Raw genomic sequence first — 21,809 nt, 5'->3', positions numbered from 1 at the left:
GGTTTCGAGTCAGGTGGGCTGGTCAGGTTCGACGACCGTCGTCGCGTGCAGGTGACGATCCAGGCAAGCATACAGCTGCTCGGTGTCCAGCGGCTTGCCAATGAAGTCATTCATTCCCGCGTCGCTGCCCTGTTGGCGATGGCCATCGAGCACGTGCGCCGTCAGCGCGATGATCGGCACCGGTGCCAGCCCGCGTTCGGCTTCCAGGCAGCGAATTTGACGGCTCGCCTCGAAGCCGTTCACTTCCGGCATTTCGCAATCCATCAGGATCGCCTGTATGGCCGAGGGATTTTCACGGTAGGCCGCCACGGCGCGACGGCCATTCTCCGCGATTGTTACCTCGTAGCCTCGTTTGCGCAGCAGGCTGGAAACCACCATCTGGCTGACGGGATTGTCTTCAGCGATGAGGATGCGTGAACGCGACGTCGCAGCGCCGGACTCGGGTGCCGAAGCGTCGGGTAGCGTCCTGTTCATCGGCTGATAGAGCCGATGCAGGGCATCGCGCAGCGGGGCGAGCAGAAGCGGTAAGGGCAACTGGACCAGTCGCAGATCGGTTTCAGCGATAGCGTGCCCGCTCTGCGGTGGGTAGAGGAGCAAGACACGCTGATTCGGCTCGAGCTGGTTGCGCAGCGATGCCAGCCAATCTTCGGGTTGTCCGGGCCACGGCGCCATGATCACCAATAACGGTGGGGCGCTGTGGTCATCCAGATAGCGAGGCAGCCGTTGCGGCTCCTCACAGCGCACCACGCGCATTCCCCAGCGCATCAACAGGCCAGCCATGGCATCGAGGGCGCGCAGATCCTGGGAGGCGATCACCGCCGTGCGTCTTTCCAGCAGCGCGGCGAGCGGATCATGGTTGCCCCCCGCTTCATGCAGCGGTGTGGCGAAACTGAAGCGGCTACCTTGCCCTGGTGCGCTTTGCACGACGATCTGGCCGCCCATCATTTCCACCAGCTCCTTGCTGATGACCAGCCCCAACCCACTACCGCCATACCGGCGCGTGGTGCTGGAGTCGCCCTGAGAGAAGGACACGAACAGCTGAGCGAGGACTTCGGGACGCATGCCGATGCCGCTGTCGGTCACCGAGAACTCCAGCGTTCGAGCATCCGCTTGGCCCTGACTGGTGACTTCGAGCATGACGTAGCCATGCTCGGTGAATTTCAATGCGTTGCTGATCAGGTTCAGCAGGATCTGCTTGAGCCGGGTGGGATCGCCCCGTACCCGTCGCGGCACGCCGGGTGCGAGGCTGACGTGCAAGCGCAGCTGCTTTTCCAGCGCTTGGGCGGTGAACAGGCTGACGGTTTCCGAAAGCAGCGCCTCGAGATCGTATTCGATGTCTTCCAGAACGAGTTTTCCAGCGCCGATGCGTGCGTAGTCGAGAATGTCGTTGATCACCGACATCAACGAGGCACTGGAGCTGGAAATGGTGTCGAGATAGAAGCGCTGGTTGCGATCCAGCGGCGTTTCGCGCAACAGCTGCAGCATGCCGAGAACACCGTTGAGCGGCGTTCGGATTTCATGACTCATTTTTGCCAGAAAGCGGCTTTTGGCCTGGTTTTCGCTCTCCGCGCGGGCGGCGGCCTGTCGCGAGCGAAACCCTTCTTCCTTGAGCAGGTTGATCCGGTCGGCAAGGCCGATGGACAGCGTGATCAATTCGAAGGCGATACCGACCTTGACGATCGAGGAGCCGTAGAGACCGAGCAGGTTGAAGCCCAGCGAGCCCGCCGTGACGATGGCGAAGGTCACCAGCAACACGCCCCAGGCGAGGGTGTAGTACAGACCGTAACGCACCCCGCGGCGCCAGACGAATGCGCCGGTCAGCAACAGGCCGATGGACGAGATGATGACCATGACGCTGGCCAGGACGCTCCAGGCCTGCAGGTCGAGGACCAGCCCGGACAACAGCGCCGCGAACGAGACCAGGAACGCCACGCGCAATGCGAAATCGAGCCGTGGAAAGTGCTCGCGGGTATGCAGAAAATGCCGGCTGAACTGGATGGAGATCAGGCAGTGACTGAGCATCAGCGCATAGATGCCCAGGGCAACGACACCTCCATCATCGTTCAGCCATTTGACCAGTCGCCCGTCGAAGCTGAGCGCGAACAGCCCGACGTTGAGGTTATAGATCAGGTACCAGAAATAGGCCGGTTCGCGCAGCGAGAGGAACAGGAAGAAGTTGTAGCAGAACATCGCGAACAGCACGCCGTAGAAGGCGCCGGCAAAGCCCATCGTGTCCTCGACCGCGGCGGCGCTTGACCCATAGGTGCCGAAGTACAGTGGTACATACAGCGTGCTGGTGCTTTGTACCCGCAGCAACAGCGTCGAGACGCCGGGCTCTAGGTCGACCGGAAACCAGAAGTTGCTGACCTTGACCGAGCGCTCTTTGAATGGACGTTCGTCGCCGGACTGTTGCCGGCTGACGCTGCCGTCCGGGCGACGCACGTACAGCTCGATGTGGTCGAGCAACGGATAGTTGATCTCGACGAAACCGCCAACCGGGTCGCTCAGCTGGTTGTCCAGCTCGACCCGGAACCACCAGACATCGTCGTTCTTGCCCTTGTTGGCGTGCTTGGCGATGACCGGTTCGAAGGTCTTTTCCGGCAGGGCAAGCACTTCTTCAGCGTTCAGCTCAGCGGCCGGATCCCGGAGGAAATAGGTCCAGCTGCCGAGGGACTGGCGAAAATCATGCGTAGTCACCGGTACTGGGGTGAATGCCCAGAGCGGACCAGCTACACAACAAAGCAAGAGGGCCAGGCAAAGGCGCGGCAGCATGTTGAGACCCGGAGTCGTGCGCAACGTCCCGGGGGCCAGGCAATGCCGTCAGCCCCCTGGATGCACAGTTTCAGTGACGCGAATGGCAAGCCAGCTTCGCCGAATGCCCAGTTTAACCAGGCAATTCATATATTTCAGTGACTTGCGACTTTGCCCGGATCAAGGCCGCCTCGCAATCGGCAAATGCCTCAAGTTGGCGGCAGATCATGAAACCCGAAATTCAATCGGCTGTGTCGTCGGAGCGTCTGTCGATTATCGAATCGACTGGCGGTACGCGCGTGTCGTTCTCCATCTGGGTTTCGTGCTCGAGTTGATGGCTGAAGCTTTCCAGCGATCCCTGCCCTGTGTGTGCATCGCTGGCGAAGACCGGCGGGCTGAGCAGGTACTCGCTGACCAGGCGGCTCATGGCCGCGAGGCTGTCTATATGGGTTCGCTCGTAGCCGTGGGTCGCATCGCAGCCGAACGCCAGTAGTGCGGTACGGATATCGTGCCCGGCGGCGATCGCCGACTGGGCATCGCTGTGGTAGTAGCGGAACAGGTCCCGGCGCACCGGAATGTCATGGTTTTCCGCCAGTTTGAGCAGGTGACGGGAGAGGTGGAAATCATACGGCCCGCCAGAGTCCTGCATCGCGACGGTGACGGCATGCTCGTTGGATTCCTGGCCCTTGGCACTTGGCGCGATGTCGATGCCGACGAACTCGCTGACATCCCATGGCAGCGCGCCCGCTGCACCCGAGCCGGTTTCTTCGGTGATGGTGAACAGCGGATGGCAGTCGATCGGCAATTCGAGGCCGCTTTCCACCACCGCTTTCAAGGCGGTCAGCAGCGCAGCTACGCCGGCCTTGTCGTCCAGGTGGCGGGCGCTGATATGGCCGCTGTCGGTGAATTCCGGCATCGGATCGAAGGCGACGAAGTCGCCGACGTGGATGCCTAATGCAATGCTGTCGGCGCGGCAGGTGGTATGGGCATCCAGGCGCAGCTCGACGTGGTCCCAGCTGATCGGCATCTCGTCGACCGCCGTGTTGAAGGCATGCCCCGAGGCGAGCAGCGGCAGGACGCTGCCGCGTATCACACCGTGATCGGTGAACACGCTGACGCGGCTGCCTTCGGCAAAGCGGCTCGACCAGCAGCCAACGGGCGACAGGCCCAGCCGGCCGGTTTCATGGATTTCACGGACGCTGGCACCGATGGTGTCCAGATGCGCGGCGATGGCGCGATCCGGGCTGTCCTGGCGCCCCTTCAGCGTGGCGCGGATGGTGCCGCGGCGAGTCAGCTCGAAAGGGATGCCCAGTTCGCTGAGGCGCTCGGCCACGTAACGCACGATGGTGTCGGTGAAGCCCGTGGGGCTGGGAATCGCCAGGGTTTCCAGCAACACGCGTTGCAGATAGTTGAGATCAGGTTCAGGTAGCTTTGCAGTCATGATCATTCCTTAGGGGCACGTGGATGGCTGCCGCCATGCGATGAATGAATGCGAGCGATGCCGCGGTAAGCCTGTCCGAAGGTGACGATGGCCACCTTCGTGACAGCGCCAGCTAGTGGCTGTTGTGGCTGAGCGGGAACAGCAGGTCGATGAACCGCTCCGCTGTCGGCTGTGGATGATGGTTGGCGAGGCCCACGCGCTCGTTGGCTTCGATGAACACGTAGTCCGGCTGGTCCGCCCCCGGCACCAGCAGGTCCAGTCCCACCACCGGTATTTCCAGTGCGCGAGCGGCTCGAATGGCGGCGTCGACAAGTTCCGGATGCAGGCTGTCGGTGACGTCGCCGAGCATCCCGCCCGTATGCAGGTTCGCCGTGCGGCGGACCGCCAGATGCTCCCCTCGTGGCAGTACCGTGTCGTAATCGAAGCCGGCATCCTCGATGCAGCGCTGGGTTTCCCTGTCCAGCGGGATTCGGCTCTCGCCGCCGGTGGCGGCCTGGCGGCGACGGCTCTGGGTTTCGATCAGCTGCCGAATGCTGTGGCTGCCGTCACCGACCACCTCGGCCGGTCGGCGGATGGCCGCGGCCACGACCTCGTAACCGATCACCACGATGCGCAGATCGAGCCCCGGATGGTAGCTTTCGAGCAGCACGCGTTGGTCGAACTGACGTGCCTGGACGACGGCTTCTTCCAAGGCCTCTGGGCTGCGCAGATCCACCGATACGCCATGGCCCTGTTCACCATCGACCGGCTTGACCACCAGGCTGCCGTGTTCCTGCAGAAAGGCTGCATTGTCTTCGGGCGAGCCGGCCAGCCGCTGCGCCGGCAGCTTCAGCCCGGCCCGTGCAAGCGTGCGGTGGGTCAGGCTCTTGTCCTGGCACAGCGTCATGCTCACGGCGGACGTCAGGTCCGACAGCGACTCCCGGCAGCGCACCTTGCGGCCGCCATGGGTAAGGGTAAACAGACCGGCCTCGGCATCGTCGATGCTGATCTCGATGCCGCGCCGCCGCGCTTCGTCGACGATGATCCTGGCGTAGGGGTTCAGCTCGGCTTCCGGCCCCGGGCCGAGAAACAGTGACTGGTTGATGGTGTTCTTGCGCTTGACCGTGAAGGTCTGCAGATCGCGAAAGCCCAGCTTGGCGTAGAGCGCCTTGGCCTGCTTGTTATCGTGCAGTACCGACAGGTCAAGATAAGCCAGCCCGCGGCCCATGTACTGCTCGATCAGATGGCGGACCAGCGCCTCGCCGACGCCCGGGCGGGTACAGCTCGGCGCGACCGCCAGGCACCACAGGCTGGAGCCGTTTTCCGGGTCATTGAAGGCTCTGTGGTGATTGATGCCCATGACGCTGCCGATGATCTGCCCGGAATCGTCGTCCTCGGCCAGCCAGTAAACCGGCCCGCCTTTTTCCCGCGGCGTGCACAGCTCAGGGTTGACCGGCAACATGCCGCGCGATTGATACAGGCAGTTGATAGCCTTCCAGTCGGCTTCGCTTTGCGCGCGACGAATACCGAAGCCGCGAAAGCTCCGGCGTGCCGGGCGGTAGTCGGTGAACCAGATGCGCATGGTGTCCGACGGATCGAGGAACAACTGCTGCGGGGCGTAGGCGAGCACCTGGTGCGGGGCGGCGACGTAGAGCGCGATATCCCGCTCGCCGGCTTGCTCGTGAAGCAGGTCGGCGGCGAGGTCCGCGGGGTCGGAGTAGGTGTGACCGATCAGGATGCGGCCCCAGCCGCAATGCAGCGTCACCGGGCCCTGCGGCTCTTCCTTGCCATCTTCGGCGAGGCGTGCCTGCAGCCGCTCGTAGGTAGGTGTCTGGCCGCGCAACAATCGCTGTCCGTAAGCTTGAGACTTCTGCATGGAGTTTTCCTTGGAACTGGTCATGTCGGCGCGGCGAACAGACGGAACGCACGCGCCCGCGATGGAACAGGCACTGTCACGATCGAATGCTCATAGGCCTTGCTCGCTCAACCATAGGTTGACTGCCGCCAGTTGCCACAGTTTCGAACCACGCAGCGGCGTCAGTTGGCCCTCCGGATCGCTGAGCAGTTTTTCCAGCATGGCCGGGTTGTAGAGGCCTCGATCCTGGCTCGGGTCGGTCAGCAGTTCGCGCACCCAATTGAGGGTCTCGCCCTGCAAATGCTTGAGGCCGGGCACGGGGAAATAGCCTTTTGGCCGATCGATCACCGCTGCCGGGATCACCTTGCGGGCGGCCTCCTTGAGGACGTATTTGCCGCCATTGGGCAGCTTGTACTTGGCCGGAATGCGCGCCGACAGCTCCGCCACGTTGTGGTCGAGGAACGGCACTCGTGCCTCCAGCCCCCAGGCCATGGTCATGTTGTCGACGCGTTTGACCGGGTCGTCAACGAGCATCACGGTGCTATCGATCCTGAGTGCCTTGTCGACCGCCGCCTCGGCGCCTGGCTGCGCGAAGTGCTGCCGTACGAAGTCGCCGGAGAAATCGCCCTTGACCCATTGCTGCTGCATGGTCTCGGCATATTCCTCGTAGCTGCGATCACGGAACGCCGCCAGATAGGCCGCGGCAGGGTCCTGTGCTCCGTCGACCTGCGGATACCAGTGATAGCCGGCGAACAGCTCGTCCGCGCCCTGGCCGCTCTGGACCACCTTGCAATGTTTGGAGACTTCACGCGACAGCAGGTAGAAGGCGATGCAGTCGTGGCTGACCATCGGCTCGCTCATTGCCTGGAAGGCTGCAGGGAGCCGCTCCAGAATCTCCTTCTCCTGGATGCGCAACTGGTGGTGGCGCGTCTGGTAGTGCTCGGCGATGAGGTCGGAATACTTGAACTCATCGCCGCGCTCACCGCCGGCATCCTCGAAACCGATAGAGAAGGTCAGCAGGTTGTCCGCCGCGCCCGCTTCGCGAAGCAGGCCGACCAGCAGGCTGGAGTCGACGCCGCCGGACAGCAGCACGCCGACGTCGACAGCCGCACGTTGACGCATCGCAACCGACTGGCGAAGGGTCGCCAGCGTGCGCTCCTGCCAATCCTCGAAGCTGTAGTTTTGCTCGTCTTCCCTGGCGCCGAATTCGAGCGTCCACCAGCGCTGCTGGCTGGATTTGCCCGTGGCGTCGACGCGCATGAAGGTTCCCGGCGGTAGCTTTTCGATGCCGGCGATCAGGGTGTCCGGTGCCGGCACCACCGCATGGAAGCTCATGTAGTGGTTCAGCGCCACCGGGTTCAGCACACCGGCGATGTCGCCGCCCTTGAGCAAGGCGGGCAGGGCCGAGGCGAAACGCAGGCGGTCACCGGTCTTGGACAGGTACAAGGGCTTGATGCCGAGGCGGTCCCGGGCGATGAACAATTCCTGCGTATCGCGCTGCCAGATGGCGAAGGCGAACATGCCGTTGAGTCGTGGCAACAATGCCTCGCCCCAGGCGTGGAAACCTTTCAGCAGCACCTCGGTGTCGCCTTCGGAGAAGAAGCTGTAGCCCAGGGCTTCGAGTTCCGCGCGCAGTTCCGGATAGTTGTAGATGGCGCCGTTGAAGACCATCGACAGACCCAGCGCCGAATCGATCATCGGCTGGCCGGAGGCCTCGCACAGATCCATGATCTTCAGGCGTCGATGGCCCAGAGCGACGGGCCCCTGACTGTTGAAACCACAAGCGTCGGGACCGCGGGAGATGAGGTGTTGGGTGATGCGTTCAACGGCGGCCAGATCGGCCGGTTGATTATCGAAGCGAAGTTCGCCAGCTATGCCACACATAGGATCCTTACCGGTTTAGCCGTTGGGGAGTGTGACTGACGCGCGGATCGCGAAGTTCAGCTTTTCAGACCGGCGCGCACCGCTCTGGGCCGCTGCTCAAGCTGCAGGTCGAGGCCTTCCGGCGCCGGTCGCATCGCGTCCTGCCAGGTCAGTCGGGTTTTACAGAGAAACAAACAAATGCTTTCATGTCAAACCGTGATTGCTGGCAAATTGTGGCTTATGACTGACAAAACAATTTTGGATGAAACTAATCGATTGGCCGCCTCGGCGCTGGAGCTGTCCTTGTTCCAGGCCCTTCGGCGCCTGCAGCAGGATGCCGAAGTCCACGCCAAGCGGCTGGCCCGCTACGGTGGGCTGAGCCCGGTGCAGTTGATGATCCTGCAGGTGGTGGAGAAAGAAGGGCAACTGACCGCCAGTGCGCTGAGCAAGCGTGTCAGCCTGACCGCCGCGACCCTATCGGGGCAGCTCGACCGGCTTGCCGAGCGAGGTCTGTTGCTGCGCCAGCGGGACGATCAGGATCGACGTCGGCAATGGTTGCTGCTGACGCCCGAGGGCAGGGCGTTGCAAAAGCAGGCACCCTCGCTGCTGCCGCCGGAGTTCGTCGAGCGCTTCACCGCGCTGCCCGATTGGGAGCAGCACGGCATCGCCGCCGCACTGCTGCGCGCGGCCTCGCTTTGTGGTCCGATCGATTAGGCCGGTAGTTCGGCTTATCCGCCGCGTGGCAACTACAGGCGGAACCCCTCGACGATGTGTTCGGCCAGCGTTTCGCTGACCTGCGACTGGCTGCGATCGTTGCGCAACAGCACGATGCTGCTTACCGGAAGTTCGGGAAACCCTTCGGCCGGCCCCAGTTGGCGCATGTCCGGCGGCAGCAGGCTCTGCATCTGGGCGGTGACGGCCAGACCGGCACCGACCACCGCCATCAACGCCGACAGGCTAGGGCTGGTGTAGGCGATCCGGAAAGGCGTGCCCAGACTGTCCAGGGCGTTGCAGGCCCAGGCACGGCAGAAGCATTCGCTATTGAACACCGCCAGGGGAATCGGCCGCTGCTCATGGGCGTTGAAGCCGGCAGCTTCGGCCCAGACCACACGTTCGCGCCGCAGCAACTGGCCGATCTCCGCACCCGGCTCACGGGTGACGATGCTCAGGTCCAGATCGCGCCGTTGCAGCAACTGGAACGAAGGCTCGCAGTGCAGTTCCACCTGCACCAGCGGGTACGCTTGAGCGAAGCGCGAAAGGATGCCGGGCAGAAAGCGCATTACATAATCGTCCGGCGTGCCGATGCGCACGGAGCCGACCATGTGTGGTTCGCGGAAGGTGGTCAATACCTCGCCATGCAACTTGAGGATTCGCCGGGCGTAGCCGAGCAGCACCTGACCCTCGGCAGTCAGCCGAACCTGCCGGCCCTCGCGCTCGAACAGGGCGCGCTGCAGCACATCCTCCTCGAGCCGTTTCATCTGCATGCTGATCGCAGACTGGGTGCGATTGACAGCGTCGGCCGCGCGGGTGAAGCCGCCGTGATCAGCGATGGCAACGAAACTGCGCAACAGCTCGGCGTCGATACTGGGGTAGTTGGCCATTCATCAATCTCCGAGATGGATGCCATCATTAGCATTCGTTGGATTGATCATAACGCTGGCCGGACACTGATGCCATCCCACCCGGAGGTGCATCATGAAAAGTCATGTTGAGTTTGTTAGGACTGGTCATCTGTCTGCCAACCGCAGCACATCGCTTACCGCGCTGTTGCGCGCGTCTTGGCAGCGAGTAAGCCGTTGGCATGCGCTGTACCGGCAGCGGCAGCAACTCGCCGCGCTTAGCGACGAAATGCTCAAGGACCTCGGGCTGAGCCGCGCCGATATCGACACCGAAGCCAATCGGCCATTCTGGGACGAGCCGTACCGGCGTGGCTAAAGGCTGTCGACATGGCCGGCGCGCGCCAGGTCGATCGCCCTGCGATTCAATCGGTTCGGCGGACGAGTTTGCGCAGCAGAAAACGACTCGGGTGGCAGGCCTCGGCAATCGGGCGCGGCACGGGCAGCGGCTCGTCATCGAGCCAGGCAGCCAGCAGTTCGCCTGACAGCGGAGCGGTGATCAGCCCGCGCGATCCGTGAGCGGTGTTGACGTACAACCCATCCAGCCAGGTACAGGGGACGTCGGGCACTTGCCGGGCATCCTTGCCGAGCACCGCGTAGGCATCGGCGAAGGCGGCGGGATCGGCCAGCGGACCGACGATCGGCAGGTAGTCGGGGCTGGTGCAGCGAAACGCCACGCGCCCGTGCAGGCCATCGAGTGGCTGTTCGACGGCGTGCAAGCGCTCGAACAGATCGGCTGATATTTCCTTGAGCATGTCCAGGTTCGAGCGATGCTCCGCGTCGCTCGGCGCGGGATCGATCTCGGCGAAATTGAAGCTCGCGCCCAGGGTATGCAGGCCGTCGCGCGAAGGCGCGACATAGCCTTTGGCGCAAAGCACGGTGCGCAGCGCGGCGCTTCGCTCGGTGGCCTGCAGGCCGGTGATCTGGCCGCGGATGCGCTTGAGCGGCAGCCAGCCACTCTGATCGAAACGGGCAGCGTCGGCTGCACCGGCGAGGACCACTACTGGCGCTTCGGCGACCACTTGGCCTCCCTGCAACGCCTGCCAGCCGCCATCGACGCGGCGCAGCTCGACGGGTTGCCGTTGACGGCGCAGTTCGATGGCCGGGTGCGCGATCAACCAGCGACACAGCGCCGGTGGGTGGGCCCAACCGGCGTCAGGGTAGTACAGGCCACCGTGATGCAACGCGACGCCAGCCAGCTGTTCGGCCTCGGCTTGCGTTACGGCGCGCAACAGGTTGGGTGCGAAGGCCTCGGCGAGCGCCGTGTGTCGTGCCGCTTCCTTCTCGTCGAAGGCGAGCTGCAACACGCCGCAGGCGTCCCAGTCCTTGCCGCGTTGCAGATGTCGCAGCAGCCGGCGGGTGTAGCCGAAGCTGCTGACCACCAATTGGGAGAGTGCGGTCCCGTGCGCCGACAGTTTCAGATAGAGCACGCCTTGCGGGTTGCCGGACCCTTCCTGGGCGATGTCGTCATGCCGTTCGAGGAGCGTCACCTGCCAGCCGCGCGAAGCCAGGCTCGCCGCACTGGCACAACCGGCCAGGCCCGCGCCGATCACCAGGGCTTTGCGTTGCGCGGGCTTCAAATGCGGGCGAGCGAACCAGGGGGCGCAAGCCGGTTTCACAGAGGTGATGAGCTGGCCGCAGAGGCTCTCCCATTTCTGGCCGAAGCCCGGGATGCGCTTGACCTCGAAGCCCGCCGCCAGCAGCGCCCGGCGTACGCTTCCGGCGCTGGTGAAGGTGGCGAGAGTGGTGCCGGGCCTGGACAGGCGTGCCAATTGTTCGAAGAGCTCCGGCTGCCACATCTCCGGATTCTTCGCCGGTGCGAAACCGTCCAGAAACCAGGCGTCGACTTGCGCATCGAGCGTGCTCAGGCAGTCCAGCGCATCGCCCACCAGCAACGTCAGCACCACGCGGCCGAAACGCAGCTGCTGGAATCCGGGGTTCACCGCAACGTACTGTTCGAGCAACTGCTCGGCATACGTTTGCAGGTCCGGCCACAGCGCGAGCGCACGCGTGAGATCGGCTCGCGATAGCGGGTGCTTCTCGACGCTGACGAAATGCAGTTGCGCATCAGCGCGGGCACTGCGTTCGAACAGCGCCCAAGCGCAGAGAAAATTCAGCCCGGTACCGAATCCCGTCTCGCCAATGATTAGGCGCTCGCCGGCTTGCAGCGCGGCGAAACGCTCCGCCAGGCCGTTCGGCCGTAGGAAGACGTGTTCGGTTTCGGCCATGCCCGAGACGCGAGAGAAATAGACGTCGCCGTACTGGCGGGACTGGGGCTGGCCATTGGCGTCCCAGTCGAGTTCGGCAGGCTGAACACCGTGGGTGGGGTGGATGGGCATGGAAGGCATCCTGACGCTAGAAGGCGGCGATTCTAGCAGCCGCGGGAAACCAGCTGCGGGTGCGCTTTGTCGCATCAGTTCGGCCTGCCTGAATCGCGGGCAACGACCTGCATCGCTTGGCTGCCGTTCACGCCTGTGGCCTGCCGCCTGCTAGGGTTAAGCGAAGCCACGTTCTGGAGTACGCCATGTTCGAATCCGCGGAAATCGGCCATACCATCGACAAGCAAACCTACAACGAAGCCGTACCCGTGCTTCGCGAGGCGCTGTTGGCAGCGCAGTACCGTCTGCGCGAGCAGGCCCGTTTCCCTGTCCTCATTCTGATCAATGGCATCGAGGGTGCGGGCAAGGGCGAGACGATCAAGCTGCTGAACGAATGGATGGACCCGCGTCTGATCCGTGTCGACAGTTTTGACGTGCCGACCGACGAAGAACTCGCGCATCCACCGGCCTGGCGTTACTGGCGGCGCCTGCCACCCAAGGGGCAGACCGGCATCTTCTTCGGCAACTGGTACAGCAAGATGCTCGAAGATCGCGTGCATGGCCGGATCAAGAAAACCGAACTGGAGCTGGCGATCGACCGGTCGCAGCGCTTCGAGCGAATGCTTTGCGCCGAAGGCATGCTCATATTCAAGTTCTGGTTCCACCTGTCCAAGGACCGCATGCTCGCGCGTCTCGAGTCGCTCAAGGACGACCCGCTGCACAGTTGGCGCATCAGTCCGCTGGATTGGCAGCAATCGAAGACCTATGACAAGTTCGTCCGATATGGCGAGCTCATTCTGCGCCGCAGCAGCCGCGATTTCGCGCCTTGGTACGTGATCGAGGGTTACGACGAGCGTTACCGCAGCCTCACGGCCGGCCGCTTGTTGCTCGAAGGGTTGAATGCCGCACTCGATGCGGTCGATAGCCAGCCTTCCCAGCCGCACACGGCCCCCGTCGAGCTGAGTGCCGATCGGTTGAGCCTGCTCAGCAGCCTCGACCTGGAGCAGAAGCTCGACAAGGACGACTACAAGGCGCAACTGGCGGAGGAACAGGCGCGGCTGTCGCAGCTGCTGCGCGACCCGCGGCTACGCAAGCGCGGCGTACTGGCGCTGTTCGAGGGCCATGACGCGGCCGGTAAGGGCAGCGCGATACGACGGGTTACCGGTGCGCTGGACCCTCGTTTGTATCGGATCGTGCAGATCGCCGCGCCGAGCGAGGATGAACGCGCGCAGCCCTGGCTCTGGCGCTTCTGGCGCAACGTGCCTGCACGTGGCCAGTTCACCATCTTCGACCGCTCCTGGTACGGCCGGGTGCTGGTCGAGCGGGTCGAGGGTTTCTGTACGCCGGACGAATGGCTGCGCGCCTACACCGAGATAAACGAGTTCGAAGAGCAGTTGGTGGATGCGGGCGTGGTGGTGGTCAAGTTCTGGCTGTCGATCGACAAGGACACCCAGCTCGAACGGTTCAAGGAGCGGGAGGATACGCCGCACAAGCGCTTCAAGATCACCGAAGAGGATTGGCGCAATCGCGATAAATGGGATGACTACGGGAATGCGGTGGCGGACATGGTCGACCGGACCAGCACCGAGATCGCGCCCTGGACACTGGTGGAGGCCAACGACAAGCGATTCGCCCGGGTGAAAGTGTTGCGCACCCTCAACCAGGCGCTGGAAGACGCAATCGGCTGAGCGAGCGGCGAGCGGGACGCACGATGGTCGACCATATCCCCGCTGAATGGTCGTCGCCTTCGGTAAATGGCTGGAACTATGCTCGGGCCATCGTCAACAGGCCGGCCGCCGTCGTCGCGACCCGCCCAACCATTCGAGGTATGCCATGCGTGAAGTAGTGATCGTCGACAGCGTACGGACCGGCCTGGCCAAGTCCTTCCGCGGCAAGTTCAACATGACCCGGCCCGATGACATGGCGGCCCATTGCGTCAATGCGCTGTTGTCGCGCAACAGCCTGGACCCCAAGCTGGTCGAGGACTGCATCGTAGGCGCCGGTTCGAACGAGGGCGCACAGGGCTACAACATCGGCCGCAACGTAGCGGTGCTGTCGAACCTGGGCACTCAATGCGCGGGCATGACGCTCAATCGCTTCTGCTCCTCGGGTCTGCAAGCGATCGCCATCGCGGCCAACCAGATCGCCTCCGGCTGCAGCGACGTCATCGTCGCCGGCGGAGTCGAATCCATCACTCTGACGGCCAAGAGCAAGAACACCGACAACCTGTACAACCCGATCATCCAGGAGCGGGTGCCGGGCATCTATCACACCATGGGGCAGACCGCCGAGCTGGTGGCACGCCGCTACAACGTGACCCGCGAGCAGCAGGACATTTATTCACTGCAGAGCCAGCAGCGCACCGCGCGTGCCCAGGCCGAAGGGTTGTTCCAGGACGAAATCGTGCCGATGAACGTCCGCTACTACACCGAAGACAAGAACACCGGCGAGCGTACCGAACACGAAGGTGTGGTCGATCGCGACGACTGCAACCGCCCGGATACCACGCTGGAAAGCCTGTCGGGGCTCAAGCCCGTATTCGCTGAAGACGGCTCGGTCACCGCTGGTAACGCCTCGCAGCTCTCCGACGGCGCCTCGATGACCCTGGTGATGAGCCTGGAAAAGGCGCTCGAACTCGGCCTCAAGCCCCGCGCGTTCTTCCGTGGCTTCACCGTGGCCGGCTGCGAACCGGAAGAAATGGGCATCGGCCCGGTCTTCTCGGTACCGCGTCTGCTCAAGGCGCGCGGCCTGCAAGTCAGCGGTATCGACCTCTGGGAACTCAACGAAGCCTTCGCCTCGCAGTGCCTGTACTGCCGCGACACGCTGGAAATCGACAACGAGAAGTTCAACGTCAACGGCGGCTCGATCTCCATCGGCCACCCGTTCGGCATGACCGGTTCGCGTACCGCTGGGCACCTGATCCGCGAGCTGCAACGCCGCAACCTGCGTTACGGCGTGGTGACCATGTGCGTCGGCGGCGGTATGGGCGCTTCGGGCCTGTTCGAAGCGGTGCGTTGACGGCGGGAGGCGAGCCGGGGGTTGAAGGCGTCAGTTCAACCCTTCTCGCAGCGGCGGGCTGAAGCATCTCGGCGAGGCGCATCGGTCCTACGCCTGCGCTGCGTGAATCGGCTCGTGGGAGCGGTCTCGACCGCGAACGAACAGGCTCTGGTGCAATCCCATTCGCGGTCAAGACCGCTCCCACGCGCACCTCTGCCGATGTCTGACAGGTTTCCTCTGGCCTGAAGTCCAGCTCACACAAAGGTGGGCTTCAATCCACCGTAATGGCGTGGCTAGAAGGGCAGCACGTCGTTGCTCGTGCGTGAATCGGTTCGTGGGAGAGGTCTCGACCGCGAACAAACCGGGCTCTGCTGCAATCCATTCGCGGTCAAGACCGCTCCCACGCGTACCTCTGCCGTTGTCTGACGGTTGCCTCTGGCCTGAAGTCCAGCTCACACAAAGGTGGGCTTCAGTCCACCGTAATGGCGTGGCAGACGGGCAGCACGTCGTTGCCCGTGCGTGAATCGGCTCGTGGGAGCGGTCTCGACCGCGAACAAACCGGGCTCTGCTGCAATCCATTCGCGGTCAAGACCGCTCCCACGCTTACGTCTGCCGTTGTCTAACAGGTTGCCTCTGGCCCGAAGTCCGGCTCACACAAAGGTGGGGCTTCAGTCCACCGTAATGGCGTGGCAGACGGGCAGCACGTCGTTGCCCGTGCGTGGATCGGCTCGTGGGAGCGGTTTCGACCGCGAACAAACGGGCTCTGGTGCAATACCATTCGCGGTCAAGACCGCTCCCACGCGCATCTCTTGGGCAATCAGCTGCGGCTGGACTCCAGCATGGTTTCAGGCCTGACCCACTGATCGAATTCTTCATCTGCCAGATAACCAAGTTCCAGCGCGGCTTCGCGCAAGGTGGTGCCTTCGCCGTAGGCCTTCTTGGCGATTTCCGCCGCCTTGTCGTAGCCGATATGCGGGTTCAGCGCAGTCACCAGCATCAATCCGCGCTCCAGGTGCTCGGCCATCCGTGCGGCGTCCGGCTCCAGCCCCACGATGCAGTGCGTATTGAAGTTACGGCAGCCATCGGCCAGCAGACGAATCGACTCCAGCATGTTGTGCACGATCACCGGTTTGAACACGTTGAGCTGCAGGTGCCCCTGACTCGCTGCGAAGCCGACGGTGACGTCGTTGCCCATCACCTGGCAGGCGAGCATGGACAGCGCCTCGCACTGGGTCGGATTGACCTTGCCCGGCATGATCGAGCTGCCCGGTTCGTTGGCCGGCAAGCGCACCTCGGCGAGGCCGCCGCGCGGCCCGGAGCCCAGCAGGCGCAAGTCGTTGGCGATCTTCATCAGCGCGGTCGCCAGTGTTTTCAGCGCGCCGGAAAGCGCTACCAGCGGTTCATGCCCGGACAGCGCGGCGAACTTGTTCGGCGCCGTGACGAAGGGGAGGCCGGACAGGGCCGCCAGTTCGGCAGCGATCGCCTCGGCGAACCCGTGCGGTGCGTTGAGCCCGGTGCCGACCGCGGTGCCGCCCTGGGCCAGTTCGAATACCGCGGGCAGCGCGTGGCGAATCGCCTGTTCGGCGATGTCGAGCTGCGCGACGAACGCCGACAGCTCCTGGCCGAAGGTGACCGGCGTCGCGTCCATCATGTGGGTGCGCCCGGTCTTGACCAACTGGCCGTGGCGGGCGGCCTGCTCGGCGATGCCGCCGGAAAGCTCGGCGATAGCCGGCAACAGGTCGTGATGAACGGCGCGCGCGATGGCGATATGCATGGCCGTCGGGAAGCAGTCGTTGGAGCTCTGCGCACGATTGACATGGTCGTTGGGGTGCACCGGGCTCTTGCCGCCACGGGTGCCGCCGGCCAGCTCGTTGGCGCGGCCAGCGATCACTTCGTTGACGTTCATGTTGGTCTGGGTGCCGCTACCGGTCTGCCAGACCACCAACGGAAACTGATCGTCATGCTGGCCGTGAAGTACTTCGTCGGCGGCCTGTTCGATCAGCCGCGCGATGTCTGGCGGCAGGTCACCGATGCGGTCGTTGACCCGCGCCGCCGCCTTCTTGATCAGCGCCAGGGCGTGGCACACGGCCAGTGGCATACGCTGCTCGCCAATGGCGAAGTTGCTCAACGAGCGCTGGGTCTGCGCGCCCCAGTAAGCCTGTTCCGGTACTTCAACTGGGCCAAGGCTGTCGGTTTCGGTGCGGGTCATACCATGCTCCATCGATTTGGGTCTTCCTGTTAGGTCGCCTGCCGAAGGCACTGGTTCAATCAGCCAGGCGGGCTGTTCCTTGAGCGATTGGAACTCCGCGCGCAGAATGTGTCCACTGAGACCCATCATCGTTCGGCAAGGATTACCCCATGCATATTTTTCGTACCGTCGGTCTGTGCAGCGTCCTTTCGATGGCGCTGCTTGCGGGCCAGGCGAGCGCCGACAGCGCCAGCCACGCGGCCCAGGCCGAGCGCTTTCTGGAGCTGGTCAACGCCGATCGCCTCTCCGTACCGGTGTACGCCCAGGTACAGCACATGTTTGCCGAGCGCTTCGAACAGACCCAGGCGCCGGAGAGCAAGCGGGCCCTGCTGGAGCGTTACCAATCGAAGGCCGATGCCGCACTCGACAAAGCGATCGGCTGGGAGCGGGTCAAGCCCGATCTGGTAGCGCTGTACACCGATACGTTCAGCGAGCCGGAGCTCACTCGACTGAACGAGTTCTACGAATCCGAACTGGGCCAGAAGATGCTCAAGCAGCTGCCACAGCTCAACGCCCGCTCGGCTCAAGTGACCCAGGCCAAGCTGGAAAGCGCCGTGCCTCAGGTGAACAAACTACTGGCTGAGATGACAGCCGAACTCGACACTCAGAAGAAGCCTTGAGAGAGCCTGCCCGCCATGTCCAAACTATTCTCGATCGAAAACACCCTGCAGGCCGCGCTGCAGCCCGTGCATCTGCAGGTGCTGGATGAAAGCCACATGCACAGCCGCGGCCAGGAAACCCACTACAAGGCGGTGATCGTCAGTGAGCAGTTTGACGGTCTCAACGCGGTCAAGCGGCACCAGAAGGTGTACGCCGCCATGGCCGATCTGATGCCGCAGATCCATGCGCTCGCGCTACACACCTACACCCCCGAGGAGTGGACGAAGCAGGGCGCCGCGCCGGATTCGCCGGTCTGCGCCGGTGGTCACAAATAAGGCCGAGCGAACCGCCTGGCTGACGCTTGAAGCATGCCACTCGTTTGTTGATAGAATGCGCGCCGCGCCGGCTCACGCCGGCGTTGTCGTTTTCGCATTCCCGGTCCGCCCTTCGACAGGCCGTTGAAAAACGTAGGCGAGGCAGGCAAGACGAGGCGAAAAGGCCCGAGGACGCGGAGTTTACAGGTGTAAATGAGCATTCCGAGGGGCTTTTCAACGCTGGATTGCCAACGCAGGTAGTTTTTCAACGGCCTGTTGGGTGACCACTGGAGGGATATACCCGCATGACCCAGAACATCGTCGTCGCGGCGCTGTACAAGTTCGTCTCCCTGCCGGACTACGTCGCCTTGCGTGAGCCCCTGCTCGAAACCCTCAATGCCAATGGCATCAAGGGGACTTTGCTGCTCGCCGAAGAAGGCATCAACGGCACGGTTTCCGGCAGCCGCGAAGGCATCGATGCCTTGCTCGCCTGGTTTCGCACCGATGTGCGCCTGGCTGACATCGACCACAAGGAATCCTATTGCGACGAGCAACCCTTCTACCGCACCAAGGTCAAGCTGAAGAAGGAAATCGTCACCTTGGGCGTGGAGGGCGTGGACCCCAACCAGCGGGTTGGCACCTATGTCGAGCCGAAGGACTGGAATGCGCTGATCGCCGACCCCGAGGTGCTGCTGATCGACACCCGTAACGACTATGAAGTGGCCATCGGCACCTTCGAAGGCGCGATCGATCCGCAGACCAAATCCTTCCGTGAATTCCCCGACTACATCAAGGCGCATTACGACCCGGCCAAGCACAAGAAGGTCGCGATGTTCTGCACCGGCGGCATTCGCTGCGAAAAGGCCTCCAGCTACATGCTCGGCGAGGGCTTCGAGGAGGTCTATCACCTCAAGGGCGGCATCCTCAAATACCTCGAAGAAGTGCCGCAGGAAGAGACCCGTTGGCGCGGTGACTGCTTCGTCTTCGACAACCGCGTGACCGTGCGACATGACCTGACCGAGGGCGACTTCGACCAGTGCCATGCCTGCCGCACACCGATCTCGCTGGAGGATCGCCAGTCGGAGCACTACGCTCCAGGCATCAGCTGCCCGCATTGCTGGGACAACCTCAGCGAGAAGACCCGCCACAGTGCGCGTGAGCGGCAAAAGCAGATCGAATTGGCGCTCAAGCGTAACCAGCCGCACCCCATCGGCTACAACTACCGCAAGCAGGGTGCGTAAGCGACGCCGCTTGGCCAGATGATGGCGCGCAGTTCGCGCTCCACACGACAGAACCGGAGCCTTCGATGCGTAGCCGACTGATCTATGTGATGGACCCGATGTGTTCCTGGTGCTGGGGCTTCGCGCCGGTGGTGCAGGCGTTGATCGAGCAGGCGCGCAACAAGGGTGTCGGGGCCGATCTGGTGGTCGGCGGGCTGCGCCAGGAGCGCACCGCGATGGATGCGGCAGCACGCGAACGCACCCACTCCTACTGGCACGCCGTGCACGAGGCGAGCGGCCAGCCGTTCAATTTCGAGGCGGGTCTGCCGGAAGGCCTGGTCTATGACACCGAGCCGGCGTGCCGGGCGCTGGTGGCGGCGCGTAGCCTCGATCCGAAGTCGGCCTGGGACCTTGCCGGTCTGATCCAGCGGGCGTTCTATGTCGAAGGGTGCGACGTCACGCTCGCACCGGAGCTGGTGAGGCTCGCCGAGCTGGCGGGCATTCCGCGCATCGAATTCGCCGACCGCTTCGATTCGCAGGCCGTGCGCGATGCCACCGCAGCGGATTTCGACTGGGCGCGCAATCTGGGGATCGCCGGCTTCCCAACCTTGCTGGCCGAGCACGACGGTCAGCTGGCCTTGGTCACCAACGGATATCAACCGCTCGAGTCACTGTCGCCTCTGTTGGAGCGGTGGCTGGAACACAATGCCCATGCCTGACCGGCTCAGTTGGGCGGAGATTCGCCGCCTCGCGTTGCACCATCGCAAGGCGCTGATCCTCGCCAATCTGGTCGCGGTTCTGGCGACGCTGTGCAGCGTGCCGATTCCGTTGCTGCTGCCGTTGCTGGTCGATGAAGTGTTGCTGGGGCAGGGCGATACCGCATTACGGGTGATGGACACTGTTCTGCCCATTGGCTGGCAAACGGCGGCCGGCTACATCGGCCTGATGCTCTGCGCGACCTTGCTGCTGCGCGCCTGTGCGCTGGTTTTCAATGTGCTGCAGGCGCGTCTGTTCGCCCAGTTGTCCAAGGATCTGGTCTACCGCATCCGTATCCGCCTGATCGAGCGGCTCAAGCGCATCGCCCTGAGTGAATACGAGAGCCTGGGCGGCGGGACAGTGGCCGCGCATCTGGTCACCGATCTCGAAACCATCGACAAATTCATCGGCGAGACCCTTAGCCGGCTGCTGGTCGCTGTACTCTCGATCGCTGGCACGGCGGCGATTCTGCTGTGGATGCATTGGCAACTGGCGCTGCTGATCCTGCTGTTCAATCCGCTGGTGATCTACGCCACGGTGCAACTGGGTAAACGCGTCAAGCACCTGAAGAAGCTGGAAAACGACAGTACCTCGCTGTTCACCCAGGCGCTCACCGAAACTCTGGACGCCATTCAGGAAGTGCGTGCGGGAAATCGCCAAGGCTTTTTTCTCGGGCGCCTCGGGCTGCGTGCGCGCGAAGTGCGTGACTACGCCGTTGCCTCGCAATGGAAAACCGACGCCTCCAACCGTGCCAGTGGTCTGCTGTTCCAGTTCGGCATCGACATCTTCCGCGCCGCGGCGATGCTCACCGTGCTGTTCTCGGACCTGTCGATCGGGCAGATGCTGGCAGTGTTCAGCTACCTATGGTTCATGATCGGTCCGGTGGAGCAGTTGCTCAATCTGCAGTACGCCTTCTACGCCGCGGGTGGTGCGCTCAGCCGCATCAACCAGTTGCTCGCACGCGCGGACGAGCCGCAGCACGCCGGCGGCCAGGACCCTTTCGCTGGGCACGAAACCGTCGACATCGAGGTCCAGGGGCTGCGTTTCGCCTATCAGGACGAACCGGTGCTGGAAGGGCTGGACCTGACCATCGCAGCGGGGGAGAAGGTCGCTATCGTCGGCGCCAGCGGTGGTGGCAAGAGCACCCTGGTGCAATTGCTGCTGGGCCTGTATCAGCCTCAGGCTGGACACATACGCTTTGCCGGAATCGACATGCGTGACATCGGCTTGCCAACCGTCCGCGATAACGTTGCCGTGGTATTGCAGCATCCCGCGCTGTTCAACGATACGGTGCGCGCCAACCTGCTGATGGGGCGCGAGCGCGACGATGCCGCGTGCTGGCATGCGCTGGAGATCGCCCAGCTGGCTGAGACCATCCGCCAGCTGCCGGCGGGGCTCGACAGTATCGTCGGCCGTTCTGGCGTTCGCCTGTCCGGTGGGCAGCGACAACGCCTGGCGGTGGCGCGCATGGTGCTGGCCGAGCCCAAGGTGGTGATTCTCGACGAGGCGACCTCGGCCCTGGATGCTGCCACCGAATACGCGCTGCACCAGGGCTTGAACCGCTTCCTGCAAGGGCGAACGACGCTGATCATCGCCCACCGTCTATCCGCCGTGAAACAGGCCGACCGCGTGCTGGTTTTCGACGGCGGGCGCATCGCCGAACAGGGCGGCCACCAACAGCTCATCGCTGATGGCGGGCTCTACGCCAAGCTCTACGGGCATCTTCAACAGCATTGAAGGCGCGCTTCAATGTGGGCTGGAAGGTGGCTAATTGACATTAAGTCCTGATTAAATTGCGCTGCTTTGGCATTCAACTTTTGCCGCAAGCGGCCGACTTCATGAGCGCGCATA

The 21,809-nt window shown here is 63.4% G+C and carries 16 protein-coding genes; 9 read left to right on the top strand and 7 right to left on the bottom strand.

Features of this window, described 5'->3' with window-relative positions:
* Positions 1–9 precede the first annotated feature (9 nt).
* From KCX70_RS13710 to KCX70_RS13695, 4 genes are all read right to left on the bottom strand, one after another.
* A complete protein-coding gene (locus KCX70_RS13710) occupies positions 10–2,772 on the bottom strand; it encodes a hybrid sensor histidine kinase/response regulator (RefSeq protein WP_212617879.1) in 2,763 nt (920 codons plus the stop codon).
* Between the two features lie 220 nt (positions 2,773–2,992).
* Positions 2,993–4,192 carry an osmoprotectant NAGGN system M42 family peptidase gene (locus KCX70_RS13705; RefSeq protein WP_212617878.1) on the bottom strand — a complete coding sequence of 400 codons (1,200 nt, stop codon included), beginning with the start codon at positions 4,190–4,192 and terminating at the stop codon, positions 2,993–2,995.
* Positions 4,193–4,304: 112 nt separating this feature from the next.
* Complete coding sequence (gene ngg / locus KCX70_RS13700) at positions 4,305–6,047, bottom strand: N-acetylglutaminylglutamine synthetase (RefSeq protein ID WP_212617877.1); 1,743 nt, start codon at positions 6,045–6,047, stop codon at positions 4,305–4,307.
* A gap of 90 nt (positions 6,048–6,137) precedes the next feature.
* Positions 6,138–7,910, bottom strand: coding sequence for an N-acetylglutaminylglutamine amidotransferase (locus KCX70_RS13695; RefSeq protein WP_212617876.1), 1,773 nt, complete (start codon positions 7,908–7,910; stop codon positions 6,138–6,140).
* 219 nt (positions 7,911–8,129) lie between these two features.
* Between KCX70_RS13695 and KCX70_RS13690 the strand changes: the two genes are divergently transcribed.
* Positions 8,130–8,603 (top strand): MarR family winged helix-turn-helix transcriptional regulator, encoded by a 474-nt coding sequence (locus KCX70_RS13690; protein ID WP_212617875.1) that lies wholly within the window; start codon positions 8,130–8,132, stop codon positions 8,601–8,603.
* Positions 8,604–8,635: 32 nt separating this feature from the next.
* On the opposite strand, the gene KCX70_RS13685 is transcribed toward KCX70_RS13690, so the two are convergent.
* Positions 8,636–9,490, bottom strand: a complete 855-nt coding sequence (locus KCX70_RS13685) for a LysR substrate-binding domain-containing protein (RefSeq protein WP_212617874.1) — start codon at positions 9,488–9,490, stop codon at positions 8,636–8,638.
* A 94-nt stretch (positions 9,491–9,584) separates the two neighbouring features.
* Here KCX70_RS13685 and KCX70_RS13680 point away from each other — a divergent pair, with 94 nt between their 5' ends.
* The gene (locus tag KCX70_RS13680; RefSeq protein WP_212617873.1) at positions 9,585–9,824 is read left to right on the top strand and encodes a DUF1127 domain-containing protein; all 240 of its coding nucleotides are present in this window, start codon (positions 9,585–9,587) and stop codon (positions 9,822–9,824) included.
* Positions 9,825–9,870: 46 nt separating this feature from the next.
* Here the strand turns inward: KCX70_RS13680 and mnmC are convergent, their stop codons facing one another.
* Positions 9,871–11,844 carry a bifunctional tRNA (5-methylaminomethyl-2-thiouridine)(34)-methyltransferase MnmD/FAD-dependent 5-carboxymethylaminomethyl-2-thiouridine(34) oxidoreductase MnmC gene (mnmC, locus tag KCX70_RS13675; RefSeq protein ID WP_212617872.1) on the bottom strand — a complete coding sequence of 658 codons (1,974 nt, stop codon included), beginning with the start codon at positions 11,842–11,844 and terminating at the stop codon, positions 9,871–9,873.
* A gap of 185 nt (positions 11,845–12,029) precedes the next feature.
* On the opposite strand from mnmC, the gene pap reads away from it, so the two are divergent.
* Positions 12,030–13,511, top strand: coding sequence for a polyphosphate:AMP phosphotransferase (gene pap, locus KCX70_RS13670; RefSeq protein WP_212617871.1), 1,482 nt, complete (start codon positions 12,030–12,032; stop codon positions 13,509–13,511).
* A gap of 145 nt (positions 13,512–13,656) precedes the next feature.
* On the top strand, positions 13,657–14,841 hold the full coding sequence (locus KCX70_RS13665) for a thiolase family protein (protein ID WP_212617870.1): 1,185 nt from the start codon (positions 13,657–13,659) through the stop codon (positions 14,839–14,841).
* A gap of 796 nt (positions 14,842–15,637) precedes the next feature.
* Here the strand turns inward: KCX70_RS13665 and KCX70_RS13660 are convergent.
* Positions 15,638–17,029, bottom strand: coding sequence for a class II fumarate hydratase (locus KCX70_RS13660; protein ID WP_212617869.1), 1,392 nt, complete (start codon positions 17,027–17,029; stop codon positions 15,638–15,640).
* A gap of 191 nt (positions 17,030–17,220) precedes the next feature.
* Here KCX70_RS13660 and KCX70_RS13655 point away from each other — a divergent pair, with 191 nt between their 5' ends.
* The 5 genes from KCX70_RS13655 to KCX70_RS13635 all read left to right on the top strand — a co-directional run bounded on the left by KCX70_RS13655 (position 17,221) and on the right by KCX70_RS13635 (position 21,695).
* Positions 17,221–17,688 (top strand): DUF2059 domain-containing protein, encoded by a 468-nt coding sequence (locus KCX70_RS13655; RefSeq protein ID WP_238559755.1) that lies wholly within the window; start codon positions 17,221–17,223, stop codon positions 17,686–17,688.
* 15 nt (positions 17,689–17,703) lie between these two features.
* The gene (locus KCX70_RS13650; RefSeq protein WP_102852089.1) at positions 17,704–18,003 is read left to right on the top strand and encodes a BolA family protein; all 300 of its coding nucleotides are present in this window, start codon (positions 17,704–17,706) and stop codon (positions 18,001–18,003) included.
* A gap of 284 nt (positions 18,004–18,287) precedes the next feature.
* Positions 18,288–19,223, top strand: coding sequence for a rhodanese-related sulfurtransferase (locus KCX70_RS13645; RefSeq protein ID WP_102852088.1), 936 nt, complete (start codon positions 18,288–18,290; stop codon positions 19,221–19,223).
* A gap of 65 nt (positions 19,224–19,288) precedes the next feature.
* Positions 19,289–19,921 carry a DsbA family protein gene (locus KCX70_RS13640; RefSeq protein ID WP_102852087.1) on the top strand — a complete coding sequence of 211 codons (633 nt, stop codon included), beginning with the start codon at positions 19,289–19,291 and terminating at the stop codon, positions 19,919–19,921.
* On the top strand, positions 19,914–21,695 hold the full coding sequence (locus KCX70_RS13635) for an ABC transporter ATP-binding protein (RefSeq protein WP_212617868.1): 1,782 nt from the start codon (positions 19,914–19,916) through the stop codon (positions 21,693–21,695). Before KCX70_RS13640 ends, KCX70_RS13635 begins: the two co-directional genes overlap by 8 nt.
* Positions 21,696–21,809 lie beyond the last annotated feature (114 nt).

Source organism: Stutzerimonas stutzeri, from assembly GCF_018138085.1.
GTDB lineage: Bacteria > Pseudomonadota > Gammaproteobacteria > Pseudomonadales > Pseudomonadaceae > Stutzerimonas > Stutzerimonas stutzeri_AI.
This window is presented reverse-complemented; position numbering and strand designations above follow the sequence as displayed.

Excerpts from the sequence above, each read along its gene's own strand:
- KCX70_RS13710 (WP_212617879.1), bottom strand. The coding sequence starts at position 2,772 with ATGCTGCCGCGCCTTTGCCTGGCCCTCTTGCTTTGTTGTGTAGCTGGT.
- KCX70_RS13705 (WP_212617878.1), bottom strand. The coding sequence starts at position 4,192 with ATGACTGCAAAGCTACCTGAACCTGATCTCAACTATCTGCAACGCGTG.
- ngg (WP_212617877.1), bottom strand. The coding sequence starts at position 6,047 with ATGCAGAAGTCTCAAGCTTACGGACAGCGATTGTTGCGCGGCCAGACA.
- KCX70_RS13695 (WP_212617876.1), bottom strand. The coding sequence starts at position 7,910 with ATGTGTGGCATAGCTGGCGAACTTCGCTTCGATAATCAACCGGCCGAT.
- KCX70_RS13690 (WP_212617875.1), top strand. The coding sequence starts at position 8,130 with ATGACTGACAAAACAATTTTGGATGAAACTAATCGATTGGCCGCCTCG.
- KCX70_RS13685 (WP_212617874.1), bottom strand. The coding sequence starts at position 9,490 with ATGGCCAACTACCCCAGTATCGACGCCGAGCTGTTGCGCAGTTTCGTT.
- KCX70_RS13680 (WP_212617873.1), top strand. The coding sequence starts at position 9,585 with ATGAAAAGTCATGTTGAGTTTGTTAGGACTGGTCATCTGTCTGCCAAC.
- mnmC (WP_212617872.1), bottom strand. The coding sequence starts at position 11,844 with ATGCCCATCCACCCCACCCACGGTGTTCAGCCTGCCGAACTCGACTGG.
- pap (WP_212617871.1), top strand. The coding sequence starts at position 12,030 with ATGTTCGAATCCGCGGAAATCGGCCATACCATCGACAAGCAAACCTAC.
- KCX70_RS13665 (WP_212617870.1), top strand. The coding sequence starts at position 13,657 with ATGCGTGAAGTAGTGATCGTCGACAGCGTACGGACCGGCCTGGCCAAG.
- KCX70_RS13660 (WP_212617869.1), bottom strand. The coding sequence starts at position 17,029 with ATGACCCGCACCGAAACCGACAGCCTTGGCCCAGTTGAAGTACCGGAA.
- KCX70_RS13655 (WP_238559755.1), top strand. The coding sequence starts at position 17,221 with ATGGCGCTGCTTGCGGGCCAGGCGAGCGCCGACAGCGCCAGCCACGCG.
- KCX70_RS13650 (WP_102852089.1), top strand. The coding sequence starts at position 17,704 with ATGTCCAAACTATTCTCGATCGAAAACACCCTGCAGGCCGCGCTGCAG.
- KCX70_RS13645 (WP_102852088.1), top strand. The coding sequence starts at position 18,288 with ATGACCCAGAACATCGTCGTCGCGGCGCTGTACAAGTTCGTCTCCCTG.
- KCX70_RS13640 (WP_102852087.1), top strand. The coding sequence starts at position 19,289 with ATGCGTAGCCGACTGATCTATGTGATGGACCCGATGTGTTCCTGGTGC.
- KCX70_RS13635 (WP_212617868.1), top strand. The coding sequence starts at position 19,914 with ATGCCTGACCGGCTCAGTTGGGCGGAGATTCGCCGCCTCGCGTTGCAC.